This is a genomic window from uncultured Sphingomonas sp. (genome assembly GCF_964244265.1).
Taxonomy (GTDB): Bacteria; Pseudomonadota; Alphaproteobacteria; order Sphingomonadales; family Sphingomonadaceae; genus Sphingomonas.
The window spans coordinates 13,882-39,302 of the sequence record NZ_CAXTHV010000027.1 but is presented as its reverse complement, the minus strand read 5'-3'; the positions used below and the strand labels follow the sequence as shown (position 1 = coordinate 39,302).

19 protein-coding genes are annotated in these 25,421 nt (G+C 68.8%); 10 read left to right on the top strand and 9 right to left on the bottom strand.

Annotated elements, in window-relative coordinates; translation table 11 throughout:
* Positions 1–81 precede the first annotated feature (81 nt).
* Positions 82–498 carry a hypothetical protein gene (locus tag ACFE7K_RS11800; protein WP_375398391.1) on the top strand — a complete coding sequence of 139 codons (417 nt, stop codon included), beginning with the start codon at positions 82–84 and terminating at the stop codon, positions 496–498.
* 47 nt (positions 499–545) lie between these two features.
* A complete protein-coding gene (locus ACFE7K_RS11795; protein WP_375398390.1) occupies positions 546–695 on the top strand; it encodes a hypothetical protein in 150 nt (49 codons plus the stop codon).
* Positions 696–716: 21 nt separating this feature from the next.
* Here ACFE7K_RS11795 and ACFE7K_RS11790 read toward each other — a convergent pair whose 3' ends face one another.
* Positions 717–1,727, bottom strand: coding sequence for a histone deacetylase family protein (locus ACFE7K_RS11790; protein WP_375398389.1), 1,011 nt, complete (start codon positions 1,725–1,727; stop codon positions 717–719).
* Positions 1,724–3,301, bottom strand: a complete 1,578-nt coding sequence (locus ACFE7K_RS11785) for a lysine--tRNA ligase (RefSeq protein ID WP_375398388.1) — start codon at positions 3,299–3,301, stop codon at positions 1,724–1,726. The genes ACFE7K_RS11790 and ACFE7K_RS11785 overlap by 4 nt, the downstream gene beginning before the upstream one ends.
* Positions 3,302–3,691: 390 nt before the next feature.
* Here ACFE7K_RS11785 and ACFE7K_RS11780 point away from each other — a divergent pair, with 390 nt between their 5' ends.
* Entirely contained in the window at positions 3,692–6,403 is a 2,712-nt protein-coding gene (locus tag ACFE7K_RS11780) for an ATP-dependent DNA helicase (protein WP_375398387.1), read from the top strand.
* A 10-nt stretch (positions 6,404–6,413) separates the two neighbouring features.
* The gene (locus ACFE7K_RS11775) at positions 6,414–6,956 is read left to right on the top strand and encodes a histidine phosphatase family protein (RefSeq protein WP_375398386.1); all 543 of its coding nucleotides are present in this window, start codon (positions 6,414–6,416) and stop codon (positions 6,954–6,956) included.
* Between the two features lie 30 nt (positions 6,957–6,986).
* Here the strand turns inward: ACFE7K_RS11775 and ACFE7K_RS11770 are convergent, their stop codons facing one another.
* The 3 genes from ACFE7K_RS11770 to ACFE7K_RS11760 all read right to left on the bottom strand — a co-directional run bounded on the left by ACFE7K_RS11770 (position 6,987) and on the right by ACFE7K_RS11760 (position 8,541).
* On the bottom strand, positions 6,987–7,418 hold the full coding sequence (locus ACFE7K_RS11770; RefSeq protein WP_375398385.1) for a hypothetical protein: 432 nt from the start codon (positions 7,416–7,418) through the stop codon (positions 6,987–6,989).
* Between the two features lie 104 nt (positions 7,419–7,522).
* Positions 7,523–8,044 (bottom strand): DUF177 domain-containing protein, encoded by a 522-nt coding sequence (locus tag ACFE7K_RS11765; protein ID WP_375398384.1) that lies wholly within the window; start codon positions 8,042–8,044, stop codon positions 7,523–7,525.
* Positions 8,041–8,541: a ubiquinol-cytochrome C chaperone family protein gene (locus ACFE7K_RS11760; protein WP_375398383.1), complete on the bottom strand. Its 501-nt coding sequence runs from the start codon at positions 8,539–8,541 to the stop codon at positions 8,041–8,043. The genes ACFE7K_RS11765 and ACFE7K_RS11760 overlap by 4 nt, the downstream gene beginning before the upstream one ends.
* A 102-nt stretch (positions 8,542–8,643) precedes the next feature.
* On the opposite strand from ACFE7K_RS11760, the gene ACFE7K_RS11755 reads away from it, so the two are divergent.
* Positions 8,644–9,126 carry an outer membrane protein assembly factor BamE gene (locus tag ACFE7K_RS11755; protein ID WP_375398382.1) on the top strand — a complete coding sequence of 161 codons (483 nt, stop codon included), beginning with the start codon at positions 8,644–8,646 and terminating at the stop codon, positions 9,124–9,126.
* Positions 9,127–9,202: 76 nt separating this feature from the next.
* Here the strand turns inward: ACFE7K_RS11755 and pbpC are convergent, their stop codons facing one another.
* From pbpC to ACFE7K_RS11740, 3 genes are all read right to left on the bottom strand, one after another.
* Entirely contained in the window at positions 9,203–11,257 is a 2,055-nt protein-coding gene (gene pbpC, locus ACFE7K_RS11750) for a penicillin-binding protein 1C (RefSeq protein ID WP_375398410.1), read from the bottom strand.
* A 140-nt stretch (positions 11,258–11,397) separates the two neighbouring features.
* Positions 11,398–11,739, bottom strand: coding sequence for a hypothetical protein (locus ACFE7K_RS11745; protein WP_375398381.1), 342 nt, complete (start codon positions 11,737–11,739; stop codon positions 11,398–11,400).
* A 65-nt stretch (positions 11,740–11,804) separates the two neighbouring features.
* Complete coding sequence (locus ACFE7K_RS11740; protein WP_375398380.1) at positions 11,805–17,540, bottom strand: alpha-2-macroglobulin; 5,736 nt, start codon at positions 17,538–17,540, stop codon at positions 11,805–11,807.
* 145 nt (positions 17,541–17,685) lie between these two features.
* Here ACFE7K_RS11740 and ACFE7K_RS11735 point away from each other — a divergent pair, with 145 nt between their 5' ends.
* From ACFE7K_RS11735 to ACFE7K_RS11715, 5 genes are all read left to right on the top strand, one after another.
* Positions 17,686–19,062: a glycosyl transferase family protein gene (locus ACFE7K_RS11735; protein ID WP_375398379.1), complete on the top strand. Its 1,377-nt coding sequence runs from the start codon at positions 17,686–17,688 to the stop codon at positions 19,060–19,062.
* Complete coding sequence (locus ACFE7K_RS11730; protein ID WP_375398378.1) at positions 19,059–20,075, top strand: hypothetical protein; 1,017 nt, start codon at positions 19,059–19,061, stop codon at positions 20,073–20,075. The genes ACFE7K_RS11735 and ACFE7K_RS11730 overlap by 4 nt, the downstream gene beginning before the upstream one ends.
* A gap of 101 nt (positions 20,076–20,176) precedes the next feature.
* Complete coding sequence (locus tag ACFE7K_RS11725) at positions 20,177–21,091, top strand: sulfite exporter TauE/SafE family protein (RefSeq protein ID WP_375398377.1); 915 nt, start codon at positions 20,177–20,179, stop codon at positions 21,089–21,091.
* A 41-nt stretch (positions 21,092–21,132) separates the two neighbouring features.
* The gene (locus ACFE7K_RS11720; RefSeq protein WP_375398409.1) at positions 21,133–21,852 is read left to right on the top strand and encodes a TIGR02186 family protein; all 720 of its coding nucleotides are present in this window, start codon (positions 21,133–21,135) and stop codon (positions 21,850–21,852) included.
* Positions 21,853–21,920: 68 nt separating this feature from the next.
* Positions 21,921–23,588 (top strand): ATP-binding protein, encoded by a 1,668-nt coding sequence (locus ACFE7K_RS11715; protein ID WP_375398376.1) that lies wholly within the window; start codon positions 21,921–21,923, stop codon positions 23,586–23,588.
* A gap of 161 nt (positions 23,589–23,749) precedes the next feature.
* Here ACFE7K_RS11715 and ACFE7K_RS11710 read toward each other — a convergent pair whose 3' ends face one another.
* The gene (locus tag ACFE7K_RS11710; RefSeq protein WP_375398375.1) at positions 23,750–25,234 is read right to left on the bottom strand and encodes a peptidoglycan DD-metalloendopeptidase family protein; all 1,485 of its coding nucleotides are present in this window, start codon (positions 25,232–25,234) and stop codon (positions 23,750–23,752) included.
* Between the last annotated feature and the right edge of the window lie 187 nt (positions 25,235–25,421).

The following is a 25,421-nucleotide window of genomic DNA, read 5'->3' as shown; positions in this document are numbered from 1 at the left end:
CGCGCCCGTCATGAGACGCGCTTATCCCTTGGTAACCTGATCGCCGTTACTGTCCTGTCGCCAGGAAAGCGGGGGTGATCGATGTTCCGGGGACTGATCTTTCGCCTTGGATTGCTCGGTGTCGTCGTGATCGGCGGTATGGGCTTCTATTATACCGATCGCGCGCTGAACTATGTCGAGGTCCAGGCGCGGATCGACGACATCCGATCGCAATGCAGCCTGGAGCGGACCAGATATTACGGCGTCGCCAAGCGTCGCGAATGGACCGACGACATGAATTGCGACGAGGCAGAGGCATTGCTCCGCGACCGCTCGGCCTATGCCGGCATGACGCTCAAGCGCAAGATCGAGGTGTTCGTCCGCTATACGTCGCCGCCCGACAGCCAGATCCACACCAGCAGCTACAAGACGACCGGCAGCCCAGGCACCCTGGAAAAGGGCGGCGTCGTCGACATCATGGCCAACAAGACGCGGCCGAACGTCATCGAGAACCTCTGACGCAACCCGCGCGCCGCGCCCGCGTTCAGCAGGCGAGGAGGACGCATATGGACAAGCAACCGAACAAGCCCGGCGGTAACTTCAAGGACAATGGCAAGGCGCGAGACGTGGACGACCTGCAAGCGGTCAAGAACCAGGGATCGGTCAAGCCCGAGGATTATCCCGAGCCGGCGGCGGGCGAGAATACCGCCCGATAGCCACGCGTGGCCGACGGGCACTCAGCCCGCGAACCCCAGCAGAAGGCTCGCCACGTTGTCGCCGAGCGCGTCGACCGCATAGCCGCCTTCCATCATGATAACGGTGGGCAAACAGGCAGCGGCGATGTCGGCGGCGAGGACCGCATAATCAGGCGTCTCTAGCTTGAACGACGAGATCGGGTCGCCGGCATAAGTGTCGGCGCCGAAGCTGACGACCAGCAGCTCCGCGCCGAACGCGGCGATCGCCTCCAGCGCCATCCCCTGCGTGCGACGGAACACCGCCAGGCCGGTGCCGCGGGGCAGGGGCAGGTTGAGCGTCGCCCCCGCGCCGTTGCCTTCGCCGACCTCGTCGGCATGCCCCCAGTAGAACGGATAGTCGCTCGCCGGATCGGCGTGGATGCTGGCGTAGAATACGTCGCCGCGTTCCCAGAAGATGTCCTGGGTGCCGTTGCCGTGATGATAGTCGATGTCGAGGATCGCAACGCGGCGGACGCCGGCATCGCGCGCCGCCTGCGCGGCGATTGCGGCGACGTTCAGGTGGCAGTATCCGCCGAGATAATCGGCCCCGGCATGATGTCCCGGCGGACGGCACAGGGCGAACGCCGAGCGCTCGCCGGACAGCACCGCTTGCGTCGCGGCGAGCGCCGATTGCGCGCTCCAATAGGCGCTGGTCCAGGTATCGGCAGTGATCGGGCTCGATGCGTCGAAACTGTAGCGGCCGACCAGCGCGTCGATCCGGTCGAGCGCCAATGCGCGCCGCCGCACCACCGGCCAGACATAGCCCGTGACATCGCCGGGCCGCCCCGCCGCCGCCCAGCGTTCGGCGGCGGTCTTCAGGAACTCGACATAGCCTGCGTCATGGACCGCCAGGATCGGCTTCTCGCCGAAGTCTCCGGGCATCTGTACGTCGCCGATTGCCGCCAGGATCGCTTCGGCCCGTGCGGGCGTCTCGGCGTAATCGGTGAAGCCGCCATTGTGCAGCTCCCTGGTGGGCGCGTGCAGCAATTGCCGCCGGTGGAAGAACGCCTTCACCGCGCCAGCGCCTCGGCGATCAGTCGGCGCGTATTGTCGATCCCGTAGAGCGCGACGAAGCTCCCCATCCGCGGCCCCTGGCTCGACCCCAGCAGCGTTTCGTACAGCGCCCTGAACCAGTCGCGCAAATTGTCGAACCCGGCGGTCTTGCCGATTTCATAGACCAGAGTCTGGATGTCCTCGGCGCTTGCCTTGATGGGGAGGGCGGCGAGGGCGGCATCGAGCCGCCGCAGCGCCTCGACCTCGATGCCCTGGGGGGCACGCCGGCGCAGCGTCGGTGCGACGTAATCGCGGTTATACGCCAGCGCATGGTCGATCAGCCGGTCCAGCGCGGGATAGCGGCCGGGCGACGCATCGGGCACGTAATTGCCGAGATACCCCCACACCTGTTCGCGCGTCGCGTCGCCCCCCATCACGCCGACCAGATTGAGCAGCAGTCCGAACGTCACCGGCAGCGTTTCGGCGGGCGGCGGGCCGTCATGGATGTGGTGGACCGGATTGCCCAGCCGCTGATCGACCGGCTGGTCGGCATAATTGCCGCGAAACTGCCAGTAATCGTCGATCGCGCGCGGGATCACGCCGATATGCAGCTGCTTGGCCTTGCGCGGCTCGCGATAGGCGAAGAATGCCAGGCTCTCCTCGGGACCATAGGTCAGCCATTGCTCCAGGCTCAGGCCGTTGCCCTTCGACTTCGAGATCTTCTCGCCCTTTTCGTCAAGGAACATCTCGTAGTTGAAGCCGTCAGGCGGGCGCCCGCCGAGCACGCGGCAGATGCGGGACGATTGTGTCACCGAATCGATCAGATCCTTGCCCGCCATCTCGTAATCGACGCCCAGCGCGACCCAGCGCATCGCCCAGTCGACCTTCCACTGCAGCTTGGCCCGCCCGCCAAGCACGCTCTGTTCGATCCGCTCGCCCGCATCCTCGAACGCGATCAGTCCAGCATCGGCGTCGACCACGTCGACCGGCACCTGGAGGACAATGCCGCTGGTCGGGCTGACCGGCAGCACGGGGGAATAGGTTGCGCGGCGTTCAGGCCCGAGCGTCGGCAGCATCACGTCAAGGATCGCCCGATAGTGACGCAGCACGCTCTTCAGCGTATCGTCGAACCGGCCTTGCGCGTAATAATCCGTCGCCGAGGCGAAATCATAGTCGAAGCCGAACTGATCGAGGAATTGCCGCAGCAACGCGTTGTTATGCGCCGCAAAGCTGTCATGCGTGCCGAACGGATCGGGAATGCGGGTCAGCGGCTTGCCGAGATGCTCGGCCAGCATCGCCTTGTTCGGAACGTTGTCCGGCACCTTGCGCAACCCGTCCATGTCGTCCGAAAAGGCGATCAGCCGGGTCGGCGTGTCGGACAGCGTCTCGAACGCGCGGCGCACCATGGTCGTGCGCAGCACCTCGTTGAACGTGCCGATATGCGGCAGGCCCGAGGGGCCATAGCCGGTTTCGAAGATGACCGGCGCGCCATCGGACTTGCCGTCCGGATACCGCTTGAGCAGCTTGCGCGCCTCTTCATACGGCCAGGCCTTGGCATCGAGCGCGGCGGCGCGCAGGTCGGAAGTCAGGGTCATGATCGCGCGCGTCTAGCGAAGCGCCGCTTACCACGCCAGCGCGGCGTATGGTAACCCGTTCCTCTGCCAAGGAGAGGGGACGGCGTGCCCTAAGTTCACGAAAGTTCACGGGGTCGGGCCATTTCGCCATACCGTCCGGCAGCAGCGGCATGGACGCCCGTCTATCGGCGCACGAGCGTGCGCCAGCCCGTATCGCCCACATGGCGGATTGGCAGGGCGGCTGACGATGACAAAGAACCTGTCTACGCTGTCAGCAACAATCCTACATTTCAAGTGTGTTGGATTGGCAGAGAACAGGGGAGGCCGTGTGAGGACGGTGGGCGGTAGTTGCTGCCGGACGACAACCCGCTGGCTTTCCGGAACGAAAAGGGTACATCGTCGGTTTGCCCGATGACGTTACCGTTGCCCTATCCCGCGCTCCACGCGAGCCACGCCGGCGTCTGGATCGCCGATGCCGATAGCGCGCGCGCGGTCGGGCGGAGCGAGGCGATCCGGCGCGCCGCCGACACGCCGATGATCGTGCTGAACGCGCCCCTGGTCAGCCAGCGGCTGGGCCATGCCGAATTGTCGGGGCTCGACCTGCTCGAACTGTTCGCCTTCCTCAGGCCCGCGCACTTCCTGCCGCCTACGCCGCGTGGGCTGGCGCGGCTGCTCGGGCTGGCGCCGCCGGAGGACGAGGCTGCGATCGCCGTGTTCCTGCGCGACGCCGCTGCGGCGTTGCTCGCGATCCCAGTGGGCGACTGGCCCGAACGCGACGGCGCGTGGACCGCAGCGCATAGCCTCGCGCGGCAGCGCTGGCCGTGGGCGCCGCTGCTGGTCGAGCGGCTGGCGCGCCCGGTCCAAGGCGAGCGCTGGCTGTTTTCCAAACTGCCCGAATGGAGCGAGGGCGCGCCCCGCCCCGCGCCCCGCCCGGTCATCCTGAGCAGCGACGCCATCGCCGAACGGCTCGCCACGCTGACCGGCCACGGCGCCGAGCAGCGCCCCGGCCAGCGCGCCTTTGCCGATGCCGCCGGTGCCGCCTTCGCCCCGCGCGTGATCCGCGATTCGCCCAACATGGTGCTGGCCGAGGCGGGAACGGGGATCGGCAAGACGCTGGGCTATCTGGCGCCGGCCAGCCTGTGGTCGGAGGCCGCGGGCGGCGCGGTGTGGATATCGACCTATACCAAGGCGCTGCAACGCCAGCTCAATCATGAGACCGTGCGGCTGATCCCCGACCCCGCCGAGCGCCGCCGCCGCGTGGTGACGCGCAAGGGCCGCGAGAATTACCTGTGCCTGCTCAACCTGGAGGACGCGTTGCAGGGCGGATTCGCCGGCCGTGCCGCGATCCTGGCGCAGCTGGTCGCGCGCTGGGCGGCGTACAGCGCCGACGGCGACATGATCGGCGGCGACCTGCCGGGGTGGCTGCTGACCCTCTTCCGCCGCAACGGATCGACCGCGCTGACCGACCGGCGCGGCGAATGCGTCTATGCCGGCTGCCCGCATTATCGCAAATGCTTCATCGAACGCGCCGCGCGCGCCAGTGCCGAGGCCGATATCGTCATCGCCAACCACGCGTTGGTGATGGTCAACGCCACGCGTGGGCGCGAGACCAACAACCGCCCGACGCGCTATGTGTTCGACGAGGGGCACCATCTGTTCGACGCCGCCGATGCGATGTTCGGCGTCGCTTTGACCGGGCAGGAGACGATCGAGCTGCGCCGCTGGATCGTCGGACCGGAAAACGCCGCGCGCGGCCGGCGGCGCGGGCTGGCGGCGCGGCTGTCCGACGTCGCCAGCTATGACGAGGCCGGGGGCCGCGCGGTTACGGAGGCGATCGCGGCGGCGCGCGCGCTGGCCAGCGACGGCTGGCTGCTGCGCGTTGCGGAAGGCGATCCGTTGGGCGCGGTCGAGGCGCTGCTCGCCGCGACGCGCGGGCTGGTCTATGCGCGCGCCGAGCAGGAGGCCGATGCCGGCTATGCGCTGGAGACCGAACTGGCCGAGCCGCCGCCCGCACTGGTCGAGGCGGCGGCGACCGCGGCGCATGCGCTGGAGGCGCTGCTCCGCCCGCTGATCGCGCTAGGCCAGCGGCTGGAGGCGGTACTCGCCGAGGCGCCCGACTGGATGGACGGCCAGGCGCGCGCGCGGATCGATGGCGCGGTGGCCTCGCTCGGCTGGCGGGCGGAAACGGTTGGTGCCTGGGTTGGCCTACTCGCGCGGATCGGCGGCCCGGTCGACCCCGATTTCGTCGACTGGCTAAGCGTCGAGCGGGTCGAGGAACGCGAATGGGACATCGGCCTCCACCGCCGCTGGCTCGATCCGACACGACCGCTGGCCGCGACCGTGCTCAAGCCCGCGCACGGCGTGCTGGTGACGTCGGCGACGCTACGCAGCGGCGACGAGGACTGGGCGGTGGCGGAAGCGCGCGCCGGCGTTCCCCATCTCGATCGCGCCGCCGCGCGCTTCGCCGCGGCCAGCCCGTTCGACTATGTCGCCCAGGCCGAGATATTGATCGTCACCGATATCCGGCGCGGCGACCTTGCGAGCCTGGCCAATGCCTATGCCCGGCTGATCGAGGCGGCGGGCGGCGGTACCTTGGGGCTGTTCACCGCGATCCGCCGACTGCGCGGAGTGCATGCGCGAATCGCCGACCGGCTGGCGCGTGCCGGGCTGCCGCTTTATGCCCAGCATGTCGATCCGATCGATCCGGGAACGCTGATCGACATGTTCCGCGACGAGCCGCGCGCCTCGCTGATCGGCACCGATGCCTTGCGCGACGGGGTCGACGTGCCCGGCGATTCATTGCGCCAGGTGATCCTCGAGGGCGTGCCCTGGGCCAAGCCGACAATGCTGCACGCGGCGCGGCGCCTGGCCGGCGGCGGTGCGGCTTATGACGACCGGCTGGTCCGCGCGCGGCTGGCGCAGGCGTTCGGCCGGCTGATCCGCCGGGCCGATGATCGCGGCGCCTTCGTGCTGTTGTCGGCGGCTATGCCCTCGCGGCTGCTCAGCGCCTTTCCGCCGGGAGTGCCGATCGCGCGCGTGCCGCTCGACGAAGCGGTCGCCCGCGTGCGATCGCGGCTTTCCTCCACCGCGCGGCTGGGGCATGAAGCGATCGACGCCTCGTGACGGAGCCGGCATGAAGACCCTGACCCTGCTCCGCCACGCCAAATCGGGTTGGGACGACCAGGGGGTCCGCGACTTCGACCGTCGTCTCAATCCCAAGGGCAAGCGTGCCGCGCGCCTGATGGGCCGCCACATGCGCGATTCCGGCGTGGCTTGGGACCACGCAATCGCCTCGCCGGCGGCGCGGGTGGTCGAGACGCTGAACGAGGTGGCCGAAGGATATGGCCGCGCAATCGAACCGGTCTGGGATCGCCGCGTCTATTTGGCGTCGGCGGCGACCTTGCTCGATCTCGTCCAGTCGACGGCGGACGACCATGGCGGCCTGTTGCTGTCGGGGCATAATCCGGGTCTGGAGGATCTGATCCTGACGCTGGTCGCCGATATCCCCGACAACCCGCTGCGCGACGCGGTCGAGGCGAAATTCCCGACCTGCAGCATGGCGGTCACCACCGCTGAGGTCGATCGCTGGGCGGATTTCACGCCGCGCGCCATCACCCTCACCAAGTTCGTCCGGCCGCGCGACCTCGATCCGGGACTGGGGCCAGACGCCGACTAAGGCTGTTCGGCCTGGCGTTCCCTCGCCGGATCAGGGCACCAGGATATAATATGCGCCGCGGCTGTCATAATGCTTGCCGTCGACCGTGATCATCCAGTCACCCCATTGGTTTTCGGGCCCGATCGATACGCGGGAGCCGCACACCGGCTTTTCGAAATAGCTGTACCACGATCCGGCATTGGACTTGCCGTAGACATCGACGGCCTTGCCGCCCGGGCAGGTCACCGACGGCACCACCACGACATATTGGAAACTGGGCCCGTCGAAGATCTGCATCTTGCCGAAACAGGCCTTGGGGTCGCTGCCGAGCTTGATGCCGTTGGTGATCGCCACCTTGCGCGCGGCGACCGCCACCGGCCCGGCACAGGCGATCGCTATCGTCTGTCCACGGGGGGTAACGGCGGCATGCGCGGGCGAGACGTTCATCGACACGAGCGCGGCGATGCATAACGACAAACGCATGGCATTTCCTCCCAGGGAATCGGTGCTGCGTCCTTGTTGCGCCATCGCAACGACAGGTAAAGGCGCTGCGCGTAAAAAACCGGTGTTCTGAGCCGCGATCGGACTCAGCGTGCCGCCAGCTTGTCCTTCAGCCCGGCCAGCGCGCCGAACGGGCCGGCCTCTTCTTCGCCGATCACGCCTGCCTCGCGCAACGCGTGGGCGGCGCGGGGGCCGCGCGGAAAAGGGTCGAGCGCCAGGGCCATCGTCTCGGCAGCCGCTTCACCCAGGTCGATCGCGCCGCCGTCATAGGCAATGACGTCGAGGTCGTCGTCAGTCAGCTCGATCTCGTCGCCGGTCGCCGCATCGTCGTCGACGAAGCGCAGCGCCACCTCCTCGTCGACCGTGGCGGGCAATGGGTCGCCAGTCACGCTGCACGCCTGGACCAGCGTCGCCGTCACCTGGCCAGTGGCGGCGATCGCCCCGGCCTCGCGCCGTACCGCGAAGCGTGCCTCCAGCCGGTCGACAGCGAGCAGGCCGAACCGCTCGGCCAGCGCCGCGCATTCGGTCGCATCGGCGGCGATTTCGATGGCGCGCTCGCCTTCGCCCAGCGTCTCAATGCGTACCGGTCGCGAGAATTCGGCTTTCACGGCAGCGTGCCCGACGCCAGCTCGGCCACGCTCACGCCGGCCATGGCGTCGCGCAGCGCGACCAAAGCCGCTTCGCTATGGGCCAGCGCCGCCGGGCCGGGTGCCACGCCGCGATAGAGGTTGCGCAGCAACGCCGGCTTGACGTCGCCCGCCGCCAGTCCGGCGCGATAGGCGCCCAGCCGCCCGCCCAGCATCCCCATCATCTTGCCGATATGCTTGCCGACGACGATGTCGCCGATGCCGATCTGGCGCAACTGGCCGTCCATGTCCTCGACGAACCGCTCGGTCAGCCGCGCCGCCGGCTCGGCGCCGGCCGGCTCGGTCTCCAGCCTGAGCAGCACCATCGCCAGCACCGCGGCGATCATGTCGAACCGTCCGTCGACGCTGTCGGGAACCTGCCCGTCCTCGAACCAGTGCGGCTGGCGCGCGCGCGCGACGATCGCTGCGTAGAGCGACGCCGCCGCGTCGCGTTTCCTGAACCGCTCGAATAAGCCCATCGTCACCGCTACCTTGTGCGTCCGCCGCCACCCGCATATTGAGGCGAACGGCCCGCGATGCAATCGCGGTGCCGGTTATGCTTGAGCGCGCGGGAGACGATGATGACCAAGGCCCTTCGGACATTGGGGCTGGCGGCGATGATGGCGGCGGCGGCGATGACCGCCGGCTGTACCCAGCTGCGCTCGCACCAGGGCTATCTGATCGATGCCGACCTGGTCAATTCGGTCCAGCCGGGCGTCGATAACCGGGCGTCGGTGGTGCAGACGCTGGGCAAGCCGAGCTTCGCCAGCCAATTCAACAACGGCGACTGGTATTATGTCGCCCGCGACAGCCGCAACCTGGCATTCCGCAACCCGCGTCCCAGCGAGCAGGTCACGCTGAAGATCAGCTTCGACCAGCGCGGGACGGTGTCCTCGATCACCAGGATGGGCATGGCGCAGGTCGCGGCGGTCAATCCCTATGGCAAGACCACACCGACGCTGGGCCGCAAGCGCTCGTTCTTTCAGGAATTGTTCGGCAATATCGGCGCCGTCGGCACGACGGGCGCCGGCACCGGGGGCGGCAACGGGCGCGACCAGCCATAGGCCCGAATGCCCGGAGGCCTCGCTTCGCTCTGACGCCCGGTGAGAAGCGGGTTGGTGCCGCTGAACAAGACGGCCTTTAACGCATGGTGAAGACCACCTGGTCGACGATCCTGCCGCCCAGGTCGACCAGCGCCAGACGATGGCGCCCGGGGCCGGGCAGGATCAGCGGCGCGGCGTCGGCCGATGCCAGGTCGCGGCGGTCGAGCACCAGCCGGTGCGTCGCCGCATCGCCGGATACGGCGACCGCCAGCCGCTGGCGATCGATCGGAATGTCGGGGTCGATCGCATAGACGCTGCCGGTCACCGGGTTGGTGATCCGCGGGCGGCGCGCCTCGCCCGGGGTGGATGCCACCAGCGTCATGCCGGTGCCGCGCAGGAAATATTCGCGGCGTGGCTGTTCGATATTGCCCTCGAACCGGATCGATCGCGCCTCGACCCCGGCCGGCATGGCCGGCGCCGTGCTTGCCCGGTCGGCGTGCAGCGCCAGCATGACGTCGCGCCATACCGGCGCCGCGCCGCTGGTCCCCGACACCGCGCGCATCGGATCGCCCTCCAGGTTTCCGACCCATACCGCGACGGTATAGCGGTCGCTGAAGCCGACGCACCAATTGTCGCGCATCGCCTTCGACGTCCCGGTCTTGACCGCCGCCCAGAACGGCAGGCGAAGTGACGAATCGAGCCCGAAGGTAACCGCGCGGGCATTGGCGTCGGCCATCATGTCGGCGACGATCCACGCCGCCGCGGTGCCGACGACAGCGCGCGGTGCCGGCCGGGGATCGTCGGCGAGCAGGCGCAAAGGCGCCCAGCGCCCACTATTGGCCAGGCTGCGATAGGCATTGGCCTGTTCGAGCAGCGTCACCTCGGCCGAACCCAGCGCCAGGCTGAATCCGTAATAATCGCCATCCTCGACCAGCCCGCGATAGCCGCTGTCCCACAGCCGGTCGCGGAACGCATCGACCCCGACCAGCAGCAGCGTCCGCACCGCCGGCACGTTGAGCGACCCCGCCAGCGCCGAGCGCGCCGAAACCGGCCCCTTGAACCCCTTGTCGTAATTCTGTGGGACATAGAGGCCGGACGCGGTGTCCAGCTGCACCGGCGAATCGTCCAGGATCGAGGCGGGGGTGAGATATCCCTTCTCGATCGCCTGGGCGTAAAGGAACGGTTTCAGCGTCGATCCCGCCTGACGATAGGCATTCGCGCCGTCCACGGAGGAGGCGGTCGAATTGCCACCGATCCCGCCGACATAGGCGAGCACGTCGCCCCCGGCATTGTCGATCACCACCACCGCGCCGTCGCGCGCACGGCTGCCGCCCAGGCCCTCCAGCTGGCGCTTGAGCGCGGCGATCGCGACCCGCTGGACCGCGGCATCGATCGTCGTCGTCACCTTGGCGCCAGGCTTGGTCAGCAGGCGTTGCGCGAGATGCGGGGCAAGGCCGGGGTCGAGCATCAGGCTGCGTGCGGGGCCCAGCATCGAATAGGCCGCGCCTTCGAACCGCGCGCACTCCTTCTCACGCGACAATATGCAGGCGCGCCTGGCGATCGTCGCCGGGCCGGCGCGCGGATCGGGCAGCAATGCCGCCAGCAGCAACGCGTCGTCGCGGGCCAGCGCGTCGGGAGTCTTGCCGAACAGCCCGAGCGCGGCGGCGCCGATTCCCTGCGCCTCGCCGCGAAATCCCGCGAGGTTGAGATATGCCTCAAGGATCTGGTCCTTGCTCCACCCGCGCTCGATTGCCAGCCCCGCGCGCATCTGACGCAATTTGTCGAGCCAGCCGCGCGCGCCCGGCCGCGCCAAATCGGGCGCGAGGAACCCCGCCACCTGCATCGACAGCGTCGACGCGCCGCGGGAGGCGCGCCCTTCCAGCCGGTCGCGCAGCGCGCCGCCCGTCGCCAGCCAGTCGACGCCGCCATGCGCATAGAAACGGTGATCCTCGGCGGCGACCAGGATCGTGCGCGCGGCCGGGGCGACCTTGTCGATCGGCACCCAGGCGAGGCGGCGTTGCGCGAAATCGACCCGGGACGAATCGATCAGCACGCCGTTGCGATCGTACAGCCACGCCTCGGACGGCTGCCACCGCGCGCGCACCGTACGGTAATCAGGAAGCGGCGGCGGCAGCGTCAGATAATCGACCATTCCGGCGGCGACCGCGAGACACCCCAGCGCGGCGACCGCGACTGGCCCCCGGCGCGGTGGCCAGCCATTGCGCAGCCGGCGGCCGAACCGGGCGACGGCATCATCGACCCACGCCTCGATCGCGGCGATCCGGCGCAGGATCATCGCGCGTCGGCGCCCGCCGCGTTGGTGCCGGTGCCGGCGGTCGCGGACCCGGCGTTCTTCAGCACGGTCAAGGGATCGTTGACATCGATCAGCGGCTCGCCAAGCGTGCAAGGCACATTGACCCGATGGATCGCCCCGTCCGTGCCGGCGACCTGAAAGAAGATCCACTGGGATTCACGCTTCGAACTGGCGAATTGCACGATTTCGACAGGCGGCGAGGTGGCGATCACCCGAAAGCTGGCGGGGACGGCAACCCGGGCGCGTATCTGCTGCTCGCAACGGGCGAGCATCGGCTTGTGGTCCAGCGTGGTGTCGCACGCTCCCGTCAGGACGGTCATCGCTGGCACGAGCATCCTAAGGGTCCGCACCCTGGCTTGCATCGTCTTTCCGGTCCTCCGCTCAGTCACCGCTGGGCGATCGTCACCGCGGGGTTGGGCAGCTGCGCGCGGATCGACGGCGAATACATCGCCTCGACCCGTGTCGACGGCTGCCCGAACCGGCCGGCGCCGTTGAGGCGCATCGTATAGGCGACGGTGAACGAGCCACGCGGCACCCACGCAAAATAGGCTTTCCAGGCGTCGCGGCCGCGCTCGACATAGCTGGGCGAGAGACCCTCGCTTTCGGTAGTGCCGAGCATCGACGACTGGTTGGCGAGATCGCCGATGATCGTCGCGCCGGCCGGGATCGGATCGTTGATCACCACCCAATTGCGTTCGGCGGTCGCCTCGACCGTGATCGTCACCTTAAGCACGTCGCCGCGGGTGAATTGCCCGGGGACGCGCGCCGAGACGGCTTCGACCTTCTTGGTCATCCGGTAGCCGGCATAGAGCGGCTGGGTCAGCGGCACCGCCGCCGAAACCTGGACCGTCGCCCAAGGCCCGGCGCCGCCCGACTGCGCCAGCCTGAGCGGGGTGGCCGCCGCGGGCAGCGGGAAGCTCGCCAGCCGCTGGCCGTCGGCCAACGGCCAGGCCCGCGATACCGCCTGGCCGCCGAGCATCAGGCTGGTCGTTCCGGTGATCGCGCTGGCCGGATACAGCTCGCCGAACTTCTTGGCCGCGATCGTGCCCCAGGCGTTGGCGGTGGTCGTATCCCAATGCCCGCGCGACTGGCGCAGCGCGACGCCGACCATCATCTTGGCCGCATCGTCTTCCCAGCCGGGGCGACCGAGCGTCGCGACCACCGCCTTGATCGCGCTCTCGTCGCCCGACGACATCATCCACCAGGCGGCGCTGTCCTGGTCCGACAAATCGAGCCGCGTGCCCTCATAGACCAGCCGCGTGCGCAGGGTCGCCTCCGCCGCGCCGCGCAATGCGGGCGCGTTGGCGAGGCCCGGCACCTTGTCGAGCGCGACGATATAGTCGGCCAGGCTCGCCGTCGTCATCTCGGCCGGGGTCAGGCCGATCTGCCCGACCATCGCCGACGTCGCCGCACCCGCGCGGGCGAGCGCGTTGAACGCCGCCAGCCGCTGCACGCGGACGTCGCCGTAATCCTCGTGCCGCAACCGCCCGTCGAGCACCGCCTTCATCGCCTCGACCATCCTGGTCCTGGCCGCTTCCGGGATCGGCAGGCCGGCATCCGCGGTCAGCGACAGGACATAGGCGGTCAACGCTTCCGACCCCGACAGCGACGCCATCGGCCAGTAACGCAACAACCCGTCATCGGCCTGATAGGTCGGGATTTCGCCCGCCAGCGCATTCCAGCCGCCCGTATCGCCCAGGGCGACGATCCTGCTCAGCCGCTGTTCGAAGCAATCATAGGGATAGGCGGTCATATAGGCCCGCACCCCGGCAAGAGGCGGCGCGAGGCTGTCATCGAGGCGGACGTCGACGACGCCGCGCCCCGGCAGCGCGCCGGTCGGCGGGGCGATCTGGATCAGCGTGCCGGCGCCGACCCGCGCCAGCGTCGCCGCCCAGATCTCGGTCGGAACCGCGGGCACGACGTCCTGCACCGTCGTCAGCCGATCGACCGCCTTGCCGTCGGCCGACCGCGCGCTGATCGTCCATTTCAACTGCCCCGGATCCATCGGCGCGGCCAGGTTCCATGCCACCGGGGCAGCGCCGCCGGCGGGGATCGTCACGGTCAGCGGCCTGCCGGTCGCGACCCGCGGGAACAGGTCGACCGTCGCGGTCACCGTCATCGGCTTGTCGGACCCGTTGCGCAGCGTGAAGCCCGCGGCGTAGAAATCGCCGGTGCGTATCAGGCCGGGCAGGCCGGCATAGACCGTCAGGTCCTGCGCGCTGCGGATATCGGCCATGCCGGTGCCGAACAATTGCGCGCCGTCGGTCGCGATCGCCACCAGCCTGAAGCTGGTCAGCGCATCGTTGAGCTGGACCGGCACGCGGGCATGCCCCTGAGCATCGAGCGCGACGCGGCCCTTCCACAGCAGCACCGGCTGGAAATTTTCGCGGTTCAGCCCCGACAGGTCGCCGCCACCGCCGCCGCCGGCCTCGACCGCCTTCTTCCCGTAATGGCGCTTGCCGACCACCTGGGTCTGCGCGGTCGCGGTCAGGACGCTGAGCGGCCGGTCGCCCATCATCGCGTCGAGCAGGTTCCAGCTATCGTTGGGCGCAAGCTGGAGCAGCGCCTGGTCGACGGCCGCGAACGCAACCTCGGCCGATCGTGCCGGCTTGCCGTCGGGGGTGCGGACCGAAACATCGACCATCGCGGTATCGCGGGCGGCATAGCGGGGCTTGTCGGCCTTGACCGCGACCTGCAGCTGATGCCCCTCCTGCCCCACCTTCACCTTAGCGATGCCCAGCCGATAGCTCGGCTTGGCGAGGTCGACCAAGGCGGTCGGCTCCTGCGTCTCGTCGGGTCCCTTGACCAGCCCGATCGCGCGACCGATGCCGCGCAGCCACGACAGCCATCCCGATTGCGCGCGCCCGCGCACCGCCATCACCGAGACATAGACGTCCGGCGCATAGCTGGCCGGCATCTTGACCTCGACCACCGGGTTCGACCCCGACAATTCGGTAACGAAGCTCGACAGCACGCCCTCACGCTCGACGGTGACCAGCGCCTCGGCCGATCGGAACGGCATGCGCACCTGGAGCCGAGCGGTCTCGCCGGCCTTGTATGCGGGCTGTTCGGGGACGACGTCCATGCGGTCGCCATTGTCGCCACCGAACCACCATTCGTCGTCGCCCGCCAGCCATACGGACCTTGTCGCGCGCGCGACGTTGCCGTTGGCGTCGGTGGTGGTGGCGACGACATAGACCTCGCCCGACACGCCCGGATCGACCTGGCATTGCGCAAGGCCCAGCGAGTCGGTCGTCGCGCTGCACGCGCCGGCGAGCTTGGCCGTCTTCATCTGGTTGTCATAGGCGTAGAAGCCGCCGATCAGCCGGCGCCGCGCGGTCAGCACCTGGCGGCTGTACAGCGCGACCTGGACCTGCTGGCCGGCGCGGGGTCTGCCGTCGGTGTCGAGCGCCACGAAACGCAGCCTGAGGTCGTCCTGCTTCATCAGCCAGCCGTCGGTCTTGACCCCCAATTGCACCGCCGAGGGGAAGATCGGGATGCGCTTCGACGCGGTCAGCACGTCGCCATTGGCGTCCTGGTAATCCATCTCGACCAGCATGTCGGTCGCGTCGTCGAGCCCCGGCACCTCGACCGTCGATCGCGCGGTGCCGTCGGCGCCCAGCGTGGCGGGCAACGTCTGCGTGGGTGGCAGCGGCGTCGTCACCTCGTCGCCGTCGCCGTTGAGCGGCTTGGTCCCCTCAGCGACGAGCGCGCCGCCGAAGGTATAGCCGTCATAGCCCTCGGGCGTCGCCGACCGTCCGAAATAGCCGACGCGCAATTCGACCGGCAAATTGGAGGCGCCGCCCCCCGCCAGGTAACCGACGAACAGATCGAGCGGCAGCGACTTGGGCCGGACCGCGGCGTCCTTCGGCCCGGCCACCGTCGCGCGCATCGTCGGCAGCTTGTACTCGTCGACCTTGAACGACTGTTCGGTCGAGATCGTCCGGTCGCCGTCGATCACCGATAGGTCGTAATCGCCCATCGGCGCGCCCTGGGGCGCGGTCCATTCGGTCTCGCCGATGCCGTTGGCGTCGATCGTCAGCGGCAGGTCGAACTGGGTGTCGGATCCGCGATGCGTCAACCGCAACGTGCCGGTAAAGCCCGGCGCCAGCGTGAAGCCCGATCCGTTCGGCTGGCGGACGATATGCTTCATGTGGATCGTCTCGCCCTGGCGGACGAGCGTGCGGTCGAACACGGTGTGGAAGATCTCGCCGGCGGCCTCATAGCCATAGGGCAGGTCGAAATCGAACGGCCGGATACCCTCGCCCCAGTGGGTCAGCGCGAAGCTGAAATCGTCGGCGGCGCGCGCCGACACCATCAGCGGGTGGCTGGAACCGCTGTCGCAGCCGCCATAGGTTTCGGGATCGGGCAGCCCGGCGGGGACGTACAGCCCGCCCTGCCGGTCAGTGACACCCTTGGCCAGCAGCTGCCCGGTGCAACTGTCGGTCACATGCACCTCGGCATTGCCGACCGGCTTGCCGGTATCGAGTGCCGTGACCCAGGCCAGGCTGCGCTCGCGGCCCCATTTGAAATGCACCGCCATGTTGGTGACCAGGGCGGCGGTCGCGACATAGCGCGGTGCCCTGCGCCCGAGCAGCGCCTCGCCGAGCACCGGGCTGGCCAGCTCGACGACGTAGAAGCCGGGCTTGGCCAGCGGGATGCCGACGACCTCGAAATCCTTGCCCTTGCCGGGCAGTCCGACGCTCATCGCCGAGGTGCCGGACTGATCGGCCAGGATCGATGTCGCGCCGGTGTTCTGGATGCGGACGGTCTCGTCGCCGCGCTTCTCCTCGTCGACCTGGGTGTCGCCGGCGGAACCGACCCGGCGCAGCCAGCCGGCGACCTGCCTGTCCGACCCGTCGACCTTCAGCGCCTGGCCGCCGACCGCCAGGTTCCGGCCCTGCAAGGCGGGTTCGACGTTGCGCACGGTTACCGGCAGGACGCCGCCTTCCTTCAGCTCGAGGATGCCGAAGGGTGCGGCGAACTTGACCAGCGGCGGCGCGGCATCGAGGCGGATGTCGAGCGGGAAGCGCTCGGCGTTCGACAGCGGGCGACCGCTCTCGTCCTTGACGCCGGCGGGCAGGCTGACCTTGGCGGTGGTCGAGAACGGCAGCGGCCCGGCAAAGGCGATGTCGCTGATCGTCGCCTTCTTCAGGTCATCCTTGTCGAACACCGGCGCCAGCGTCTTGCCGTCCGCGGTGGTGATGCGCACGCCCTGCGCGGTCGACATCGCGACCGGCGCGGAGAAGCGGACATAGGCCTTCTCGACCGGGCTGCAGCCGGCCTGGGCGTTGGTCCGCGAGCATTCGAAGCGCGCGGTGAACGGCTTGCGCACGGTATAGTCGAACCGCTGGTCGGCGCCCGCCGGCTTGCCGCCGGCCGACGCGATCCGGCCCGACCAGATCAGCGCCATGTCGCGCCCCGGCGGCAGCGGCCGGCGGCATTTGAGCGCGACGATGCCAGCCAGCATCTTCCGGCGGTCAGCGGCGGCGGCCGGGATCGTCGCGGGCAGGCCGGCATTTTCGAGGAAGCCGGAAATGATGTAATCGTCGGTGCCCATCGCACCCAGCACCTTGACGGCGGTATCGGCGGGCAGGACGTCGACCGGGATCTTCTCGCCCAGCCCGTCGACCGCGCAATAGGCGTTGGCCGCGACCGAGGCGGGCGCGGGCGGCAGATTGGCGGCGATCAGGAACACCTGGTCTTCCTCGATCTCGTCGCCATTGGCGCCGGGCAGGATCGCGCGCGCCATCGGCCCGCCCGAATCGATGGTGAACGTCTGCCCGCTTTCCAGCGCATAGCCGGTGACGCTCTTGAGCCCGTCGCGGATCTTGAACGCACATTTGATCCCGCCCGGCAGCGGGGTGGCGAATTCATAGACGAAGGTCTGCTGGTCGGCCCATCGCCCGGTGCCACCGACGGCGCAGTCGACGTCGAACGGCGATGCCGCGCGGGGATCGCCGAGGGCGGCCATCGGCTGGCTGAAGCGCATCGTATAGCGTTCGATCGACCCGTCGCCCACGCCGGGCGTGGCCAGGATCACCCGCGGCGCGCTGTCGCCGAACGCGGCAACGGGTGCGAGGACGAGCGCCGACAAGGCAAGCCGGACCGCGAGCTTCATACGTTCTCCCCCCCACTCCCGGACCAAAGGCTAATCGCTGCACGCGCGATGTCCAGCGGTTTAAAAAAGGACATATCCGGGTTGAAGCCCCTTGATCGGATCGGTCCGCTCATCGAAGGTCCGGCGCGCAAATCGGGGGATATGCGTGGAATCCTTGTTGATCGCGGCGATCGACGTGCTGGCGCGCGAAACGATGATGTTCGCCTGTGCCGGTCTGTTGATCGGTGGGATCGACGATGTCGCGCTCGACCTGGTGTTCTGGTGGTCCCGGCTGCGCCGCCGGCCAGCCGGGCAGCCACCCCCGGCCGTATCGCCCGGCGCCGGCGGGCCGATCGCCGTCTTCGTGCCGGCATGGGACGAATCGGCGGTGATCGCGCCGATGCTGGCGACCACGCTCGCCAGGTTCGGCGACGACCGGTTCCGGCTCTATGTCGGCGCCTATCCCAACGATCGTGCGACGATCGACGTCGTCGTCGCGGTGGCGGAACGCGATGCCAGGGTGCGGCTGGTCGTCAACCCGCTGCCCGGCCCCACGACCAAGGCGGACAGCCTGAATTGCTGCTGGGAAGCGCTTCTGCGCGAGGAACGCGGCGAGCAATGGCGCGCGATCGGGGTGGTGCTGCACGACGCCGAGGATGTTGTCCACCGCGATGAACTGGCGGTGTTCAGGCGCTATCTGTCGATCGCCGACGTCGTCCAATTGCCCGTGCTGCCGCTCGCCGATGCCCGATCGCCGCTGATCGCCGGGCATTATTGCGACGAGTTCGCGGAGAGCCACGGCAAGACGCTGATCGCGCGCGAAGTGCTGGGCGCGGCATTGCCGCTGGCGGGGGTCGGGTGCGCGATCGCTCGCGACTTGCTCGGCAGGATCGCCGACGGACGCGATGGCCGGCCGTTCGACGCGGCGAGCCTGACCGAGGATTACGAACTCGGCCTGCTGACCGCCAGCCTCGGCGCGCGACAGGCGTTCGCCCGGATGCGGGACGATGCCGGCCAGCTGATCGCGGTGCGCGAATATTTTCCGGCGACGCTGGACGGCGCGGTCCGGCAGAAGGCGCGGTGGATGGTCGGGATCGCGCTTGCCGGGTGGGACCGGGTCGGCTGGGGCAGGCCGCTCGACTGGCGCGAACATTGGATGCGGATGCGCGACCGGCGCGCGCCGCTGGCGATGCTGGTGCTGCTCGCGGCCTATCTCGCCTTGCTCGGCTGGGGAGCATCGACGCTGGTCCATGCGCTGACCGGGACCGCGCCGCCTGATCCGGGATTGGCGATGTCCTGGCTGTTGCGGGTCAATGCCGGGCTGCTCGGCTGGCGGCTGGCGATGCGCGTGCTGTTCACCTGGCGTGCTTATGGCCCGGTCGAGGCGGCATGGTCGGTACCCCGCGTGTTCGTCGCCAATTGCGTCGCGCTGCTCGCCGCCCGCCGCGCGATGTGGCGCTATGTCGCGACGTTGCGGGGCGCCCCGACGACGTGGGAAAAGACACAGCATCGCTTTCCCGACATCCTCCGGGAAACGTCGTGATCGGCCGGCCGCTGCGGTTCCTGGGCGCCACGCTGGCGGCCTGGACGGCGGCGCGCGTCTTGATGCTGTGGCCGGCGCTCGATGCGCCGTCGGCGGTGCGCGGGGCGCTGGTGCCGGCGGCGGCTGCCAGGACGTCGGAGGCGGGACCATTCAGCGCATCTCCGGTCACGGGGAACATGGTGTTGGGAAGTCCGCGTGTCGCCGGCGGTGCGCTAGGCGCGCGCTCGATCGTGCGCGATCCGATGGTCGGCCGGCGCCGGCCCCCGGCGGCCGATGCCATGGACGATCCTAATCCTGCCTCCGTCACCGGCAATTCGGTCCCCTCGGGTGACGGCGTACCGATGGCGGGGGCGATGGTCACCGCTCCACGCGCCGCGACGGCGAGCCGCTGGTCGGTGAGCGGCTGGCTGGTGGCGCGCGACGGGCGCGGCCTGGGCGCGGGTATCAACGGCGGCCAATTGGGCGGCGCGCAGGGTGGGATCAGGGTCGCCTATGCGATCGACCGCGCCCGCCGGTTGCAGGCGGTTGCGCGGGTCACGACCCCGCTGGCGGGCCGTGGCCGGGAGGGATCGGTCGGTCTCGAATGGCGTCCGACCAGCCTGCCGGTCCGGCTGGTGGCCGAGCAGCGCTGGTCGCTGGACGGCGGCCGCGGCGGGCCGGCGATCGGCATCGTCGGCGGCACCGGCCCCGCCCGGACCGCGTCGGGCATCGATCTCGAAACCTATGGCCAGGCCGGGGTGATCCGGCGCGACCGGACGGAAGCCTTTATCGACGGTGCGGCGCGCGCCACGCGTCCCCTGACCCGCCTCGGCCGCGCGACGATCGATCTCGGGATCGGCACATGGGGCGGAGCGCAACGCGACGCCGCCCGGCTCGATGCCGGTCCGACCCTGGGCATGCGCGTGCCGGTCGCCGACCGGACGATCCGCGTGACGCTCGACTGGCGCCAGCGGGTCGCCGGACGCGCGCGGCCGGGATCGGGGCCGGCGCTGACCGTCGGCGGCGACTTCTGAAAGCCAAGGGAAACGTGCGGAAGAGTGCGTTTTGAGGCGGTGCGTTCCAAAACCTCCGACGCCTTCCGCCGGCCCGCGCCAGCCTGTATGCCCCGCCGCGCATGGATCTCTACCTTCCTATCGCCAACCTGTCGGTCAATGCGTTCGTGATCGTCGCGCTGGGCCTGTTCGTCGGGTTGCTGTCGGGGATGTTCGGCGTCGGCGGCGGGTTCCTGACGACGCCGCTGCTGATCGTCTATGGCATTCCGCCGACGGTCGCCGCCGCCTCGGCGGCCAGCCAGGTGACCGGCGCCAGCGTGTCCGGCGTGTTCGCCCATCTCTCGCGGCGCGGCGTCGACTTCAAGATGGGCGGCATCTTGGTCGCCGGCGGCATCATCGGGTCGATCGGCGGAGCGTGGGTCTTCACCATGCTCCAGGCGACGGGCCAGATCGATACGGTGATCGCGGTCGTCTATGTGCTGCTGCTCGGGTCGATCGGCGGACTGATGGCGTTCGCCTCGGTCCGCGAGGTGATCGACCAGCGCCGCCGCATCGCCCCCCGGCCGCGCAAGCGGCGCCACCACCCGCTGGTCGCGGCCTTGCCGCTGCGCACGCGCTTCTATCGTTCCGGGCTATACATCTCGCCCATCGCGCCCTTGCTGCTGGGGGGCATGATCGGCATGCTGACCGTCCTGCTGGGGATTGGCGGCGGCTTCATCCTGGTCCCGGCGATGATCTACCTGCTCGGCATGTCGGCACAGGTCGTGGTCGGCACGTCGCTGTTCCAGACATTGTTCGTCACCGCCTGGGCAACGATGGTCCACGCGACCACGACCAAGGCGGTCGATATCGTGCTCGCGGGACTGCTGCTGCTTGGCTCGGTGATCGGCGCCCAGGTCGGCGCGCGTCTGGCCAACCGCGCGCGGCCCGAATATCTGCGGCTCGCGCTGGCCGCGATGGTCCTGCTGGTGGCGATCCGGATGGCGGTCGGGCTCGGCTGGCGGCCGGACATCCTCTATTCGGTCGAATTGTCGTGAAGGCGCGTGGGGCGCTGGCGCTGGTCGCCGCGCCGCTGCTGATGGGACAGGCCAGGCCGATACTGGTCCCCGACGTGTCGCAGCGCGAGATCGAGATCGCCTATTCGTTCACCGGCGCCGACCTCTTGCTGTTCGGGGCGATCCTCTATCCCGGCGGCCATTTGCCCGATGGCGACAAGGCCACCGATATCGTCGTGGTGGTCAAGGGGCCGGTCCAGTCGATCCTGGTCCGCGAAAAGGCGAATGTCGCCGGCATCTGGATCAACGCCGCGCGGATGCGCTATCGCTCGGCGCCCAGCTTCTACGGCCTCGCCTCGTCCCGGCCGATCCGCGCGATGGTCGACGACCGTACCCGCGCAATCTATGAACTGGGCCTCGACAGCCTGCAATTGTCGCCGGCGTCCAGCGCGCCGCCCGCCGAACAGGATCGCTTCGCTGCCGGGCTGGTCGACCTGAAGCGGCGGTCGGGCCTCTATTACGAGGCATCGCACGCGGTCGAGATCACCGACGGCGTGCTGTACCGTGCGCGCATCACGATCCCGGCGCGCGTGCCGGTCGGCCGGTTCACCGCCGAGACCTTCCTGATCCGCGACGGCCGCGTGCTGGCGGCGGCGGTCCGCGACATTGACATCCGCAAGGCGGGATTCGAGCGCTTCGTCGCGCGATCGGCGCAGCGCGCATCGATCAGCTATGGCCTGGTCGCGGTATTCCTGTCTGTGGCGCTCGGCTGGGCGGCGGGCTGGACCGCGCGCAGGATCTAGCCCGCGACACGCAATCTTTACCGGTCTCGGCGCAGGCAGAAGCCGTTTGGCGAGACACGGGAGACCTGATGACCGAAATGTTGGGCGGCCAGGCCTTTGGGCAAGTCGTGACGCCGGCGCCCGCGCTGGCGCCCGCTGTGCTGGCCATCATGCACCAGGTCGGCACGCTGATCGAAATCGCCGGATCGGGCGGCCTCGTCCTGCTCGAACCCGATGCGCTGGAAACCTTTGCCGGCAATGCCGACCCCGTCCTGGCATCGGCCGGGTCGGTCGGCACGCAGCTGAAGATCCGCGTCGGCGGGACGTGGATGATCGCCAACATCCGCTCGCTGCGGCTGGGCGAGCATGGCATCCTGGCGCAGATCGACTTTCTGGGCGAGGGCGACGAGGAGCGGCTGACCGGCAAGCTCTACAAGTTCCGCCGCGGCGTCACGCGCTATCCGTCGCCCGGCGCCGGGGCGTTTCCCGTCTCGACCGCCGACCTGAAGCAGATCTACGCCGCCGACGATCGCGCCAATGTCGAGATCGGCACCGTCTATCCGACGCGCGACATCCGCGCCGCTTTGTACGTCGACGCGATGCTCGGCAAGCATTTCGCGCTGCTCGGCTCGACCGGCACCGGCAAGTCGACATCGGCGGCGTTGATCCTGCACCGTATCTGCGACCTGGCGCCGCAGGGCCATATCGTCATGGTCGATCCGCACGGCGAATATTCGGCGGCGTTCGAGGGCAATGGCGCGATCTTTGACGTATCCAACCTGCAGATGCCGTATTGGCTGATGAATTTTGAGGAGCATTGCGAGGTTTTCCTCACGACCTCGGGCCCGGAACGGCAGATCGACGCCGACATCCTTGCGAAATGCCTATTGATGGCGCGCGGCAAGAGCCGGCTGGGGCAGGAAATCGCCAAGCTGACGGTCGATGCCCCGATTCCCTATCTGCTCAGCGACCTGACCAATCTGATCAGCCTGGAAATGGGCAAGATGGACCGTGCCGGCGACACTGCGCCGTACCTCAGGCTCAAGACCAAGATCGACGAGATCAAGGTCGATCCGCGCTATGGCTTCATGTTCTCGGGCATGCTGGTCGCCGATACCATGGCGGCGTTCATCACCCGCGTCTTCCGCCTGCCGGGCGACGGCAAGCCGATCTCGATCATCGACGTCTCGGGCGTGCCCAGCGAGATCACCTCGGTCGTCGTCGCGGTGCTGGCGCGGATGGTGTTCGATTTCGCGATATGGTCGCGCAACGAACCACAGCGGCCGATCCTGCTCGTTTGCGAGGAAGCGCATCGCTACATCCCCAACGAGCGCAACGCCGACGGATCGTCGGTCGGCCGCATCCTCAGCCGCATCGCCAAGGAAGGTCGCAAATACGGTGTGTCGCTGGGCCTGATCACGCAGCGGCCGTCCGATCTTGCCGAGGGCGTCCTGTCGCAATGCGGCACGATCATCTCGATGCGGCTCAACAACGATCGCGACCAGGCGTTCGTCCGCGCCGCAATGCCGGAGGGCGCGCGCGGCTTCCTCGATTCGATCCCGGCGCTGCGCAATCGCGAGTGCATCATCTGCGGCGAGGGCGTCGCCATCCCGATCCGCGTGTCGTTCGACGCGCTCGACGAGTCCAGGCGACCGGCGTCGGGCGATCCGCTATTCTCCGAATTGTGGCGCGAGACCGGCGGCGAGGAGCAGATCATCGGCCGAACGATCCGTCGCTGGCGATCACAGGGGCGGTAATGCGCGCGGCAGGATCGCCGCGGCCAAAGTTCACAGAAGTTCACGGGGGGGGGTCGGGCCTGGACCGAAGCCTGAGCCATGCGTGATTTGCTGCCCTCCACCGGTATTGTCAAAGCTCCGTCCGCAGGATAGCGGAAGCCGGACGTGTAGGACAGCGTGGTTTAGCGGACGGTTCCGGGGCGGACCGCGAGCAGCGCTGCGACCTGCGCCTTGAACGCTTTCAGCGCGCTGCCTGACAGCGTCGCCAGCGAGGCGAACGAGAAGCCGCGCGGGTTCACCGGCACGCCATTGCGATACATTTCCCAGTGCAGATGCGGTCCGGTCGACAGGCCCGAATTGCCCGAGTAACCGATCAGCATGCCGCGCGACACGCGCATGCCGACGTTCACCACGATCCGGCTGAGATGGGCATAGCCGCTGCCGATGCCGCCGCCCGGCCCCGTCACGCTGATGAAATTGCCATAGCCCGCCCGCATGCGCGCATAGGTGACCGTGCCGTCGATTACCGCATAGACCGGCGAGCCATAGGGGCAGGCGATGTCGAGGCCGCTATGCATGCGGAAATAGTGCAGGATGGGATGGAAACGCATGCCGAAGCCCGAGCTGATCCGGCCGGCGACGGGCATCCCGGTGAAACCGCGCCGTTCGCTCTGGCCGTTGGCGTCATACCATTGCGCGTCGCCGTCCTCTCCTGCCCAGCGGACCAGCTGGACCTTGCGGCGGCCCTGGTCGAGCCCGACGAACAGCAATTCGCCCAGTTCGACCTCGCCGGTCGCGGCACGGCGCTGCTTGATGATGAAGTCGAACTGGTCGCTGGCACGGACGTCACCGCCGATCGACAGCCGCGTCGCGAGCGCCTTTATATAGCTTTCGGCGACCTTGGCCGGGACGCCGGCGGCGCGCGCCGACCGATACAGGCTGGACCCCACCAGCCCCTGGATGCGCAGCGGCGTATTGTCGATCGCGATCGCCTGGCGAACCATGTTCAGGCCCTGGCCGACCCGCGTCAGCGTCAGGTTGAGGTCGAAGCTCGCCCGGAACGACAGCCGTTCGAGCGGGCGCGGCACCGCCTTGCTCGCGCGTCGACCCAGCGTGAGATCGAGCCGCGTGCCAGGCCGGATCGTGCCCAGCGCGATGGCCTGCGATACCAGTTGCGCGGCGGCGGCGGCGTCGCCCTTCGAAACGCCCGCGCGATTGAGCAGCCCCGTCAACTGGTCGCCTTCGGCAAAGGTCGCGGTCAGTTCCAGGATCGGGCGTTCGGGCACTTCCTTCAAGGGCCGGACGAGGTCGTTGGCCGCCATGCGCTTGCCCGTGTCGGCGCCCAGCGCGCGCGGGGCGATCGTCAGCGCGCGCGCCTCGTCCCAGGCAAGGCCGGTCAGCGGCGCCGGGCCGATGCCGAATATGGGTTCCGAAAGGCTGGGCGAGAGGGCCCAGGTGGCGGTCAGCAGGGCAGTACAGGTGGCGAGGCCGCGGAACCAGTCGGTTGATCCGATCCGCGCGCCGAGATCGGGTGTCCAGTCGACGCGGGCGATGGCGGCGCGCAGCTTGTCGAGCGGCGACAATTCGGCAACAGGCATGATCGCCCGGCCGAACGACAAGGCCGCCGCACCGCCCGATTGTTCGAACTGATCGCTGCGCAGGAACACGGCGCGGCACACCCCCCGATTTCTCGCCGATCCACCCCCGGCACAGGCGGCATGACTGTGGAGGCGGAATCCTAAAGTCAAATTAACTGGACTTGCGGCGCGGGGGTGGCGCGACGAGCCGTGCACTGGACCGGATGAAGACGCTGAAAGCCGCCAAACCATGGATTATGGCGTCCCGCCGTCCGCG

Bases quoted from the DNA above. Each gene is read 5' to 3' on its own strand.
- ACFE7K_RS11795 (WP_375398390.1), top strand. From the start codon at position 546: ATGGACAAGCAACCGAACAAGCCCGGCGGTAACTTCAAGGACAATGGC.
- ACFE7K_RS11760 (WP_375398383.1), bottom strand. From the start codon at position 8,541: ATGGGCTTATTCGAGCGGTTCAGGAAACGCGACGCGGCGGCGTCGCTC.
- ACFE7K_RS11785 (WP_375398388.1), bottom strand. From the start codon at position 3,301: ATGACCCTGACTTCCGACCTGCGCGCCGCCGCGCTCGATGCCAAGGCC.
- ACFE7K_RS11740 (WP_375398380.1), bottom strand. From the start codon at position 17,540: ATGAAGCTCGCGGTCCGGCTTGCCTTGTCGGCGCTCGTCCTCGCACCC.
- ACFE7K_RS11715 (WP_375398376.1), top strand. From the start codon at position 21,921: ATGACCGAAATGTTGGGCGGCCAGGCCTTTGGGCAAGTCGTGACGCCG.
- ACFE7K_RS11725 (WP_375398377.1), top strand. From the start codon at position 20,177: ATGGATCTCTACCTTCCTATCGCCAACCTGTCGGTCAATGCGTTCGTG.
- ACFE7K_RS11770 (WP_375398385.1), bottom strand. From the start codon at position 7,418: ATGCGTTTGTCGTTATGCATCGCCGCGCTCGTGTCGATGAACGTCTCG.
- ACFE7K_RS11800 (WP_375398391.1), top strand. From the start codon at position 82: ATGTTCCGGGGACTGATCTTTCGCCTTGGATTGCTCGGTGTCGTCGTG.
- ACFE7K_RS11745 (WP_375398381.1), bottom strand. From the start codon at position 11,739: ATGACCGTCCTGACGGGAGCGTGCGACACCACGCTGGACCACAAGCCG.
- ACFE7K_RS11755 (WP_375398382.1), top strand. From the start codon at position 8,644: ATGACCAAGGCCCTTCGGACATTGGGGCTGGCGGCGATGATGGCGGCG.
- ACFE7K_RS11780 (WP_375398387.1), top strand. From the start codon at position 3,692: ATGACGTTACCGTTGCCCTATCCCGCGCTCCACGCGAGCCACGCCGGC.
- ACFE7K_RS11775 (WP_375398386.1), top strand. From the start codon at position 6,414: ATGAAGACCCTGACCCTGCTCCGCCACGCCAAATCGGGTTGGGACGAC.
- pbpC (WP_375398410.1), bottom strand. From the start codon at position 11,257: ATGGTCGATTATCTGACGCTGCCGCCGCCGCTTCCTGATTACCGTACG.
- ACFE7K_RS11720 (WP_375398409.1), top strand. From the start codon at position 21,133: ATGGGACAGGCCAGGCCGATACTGGTCCCCGACGTGTCGCAGCGCGAG.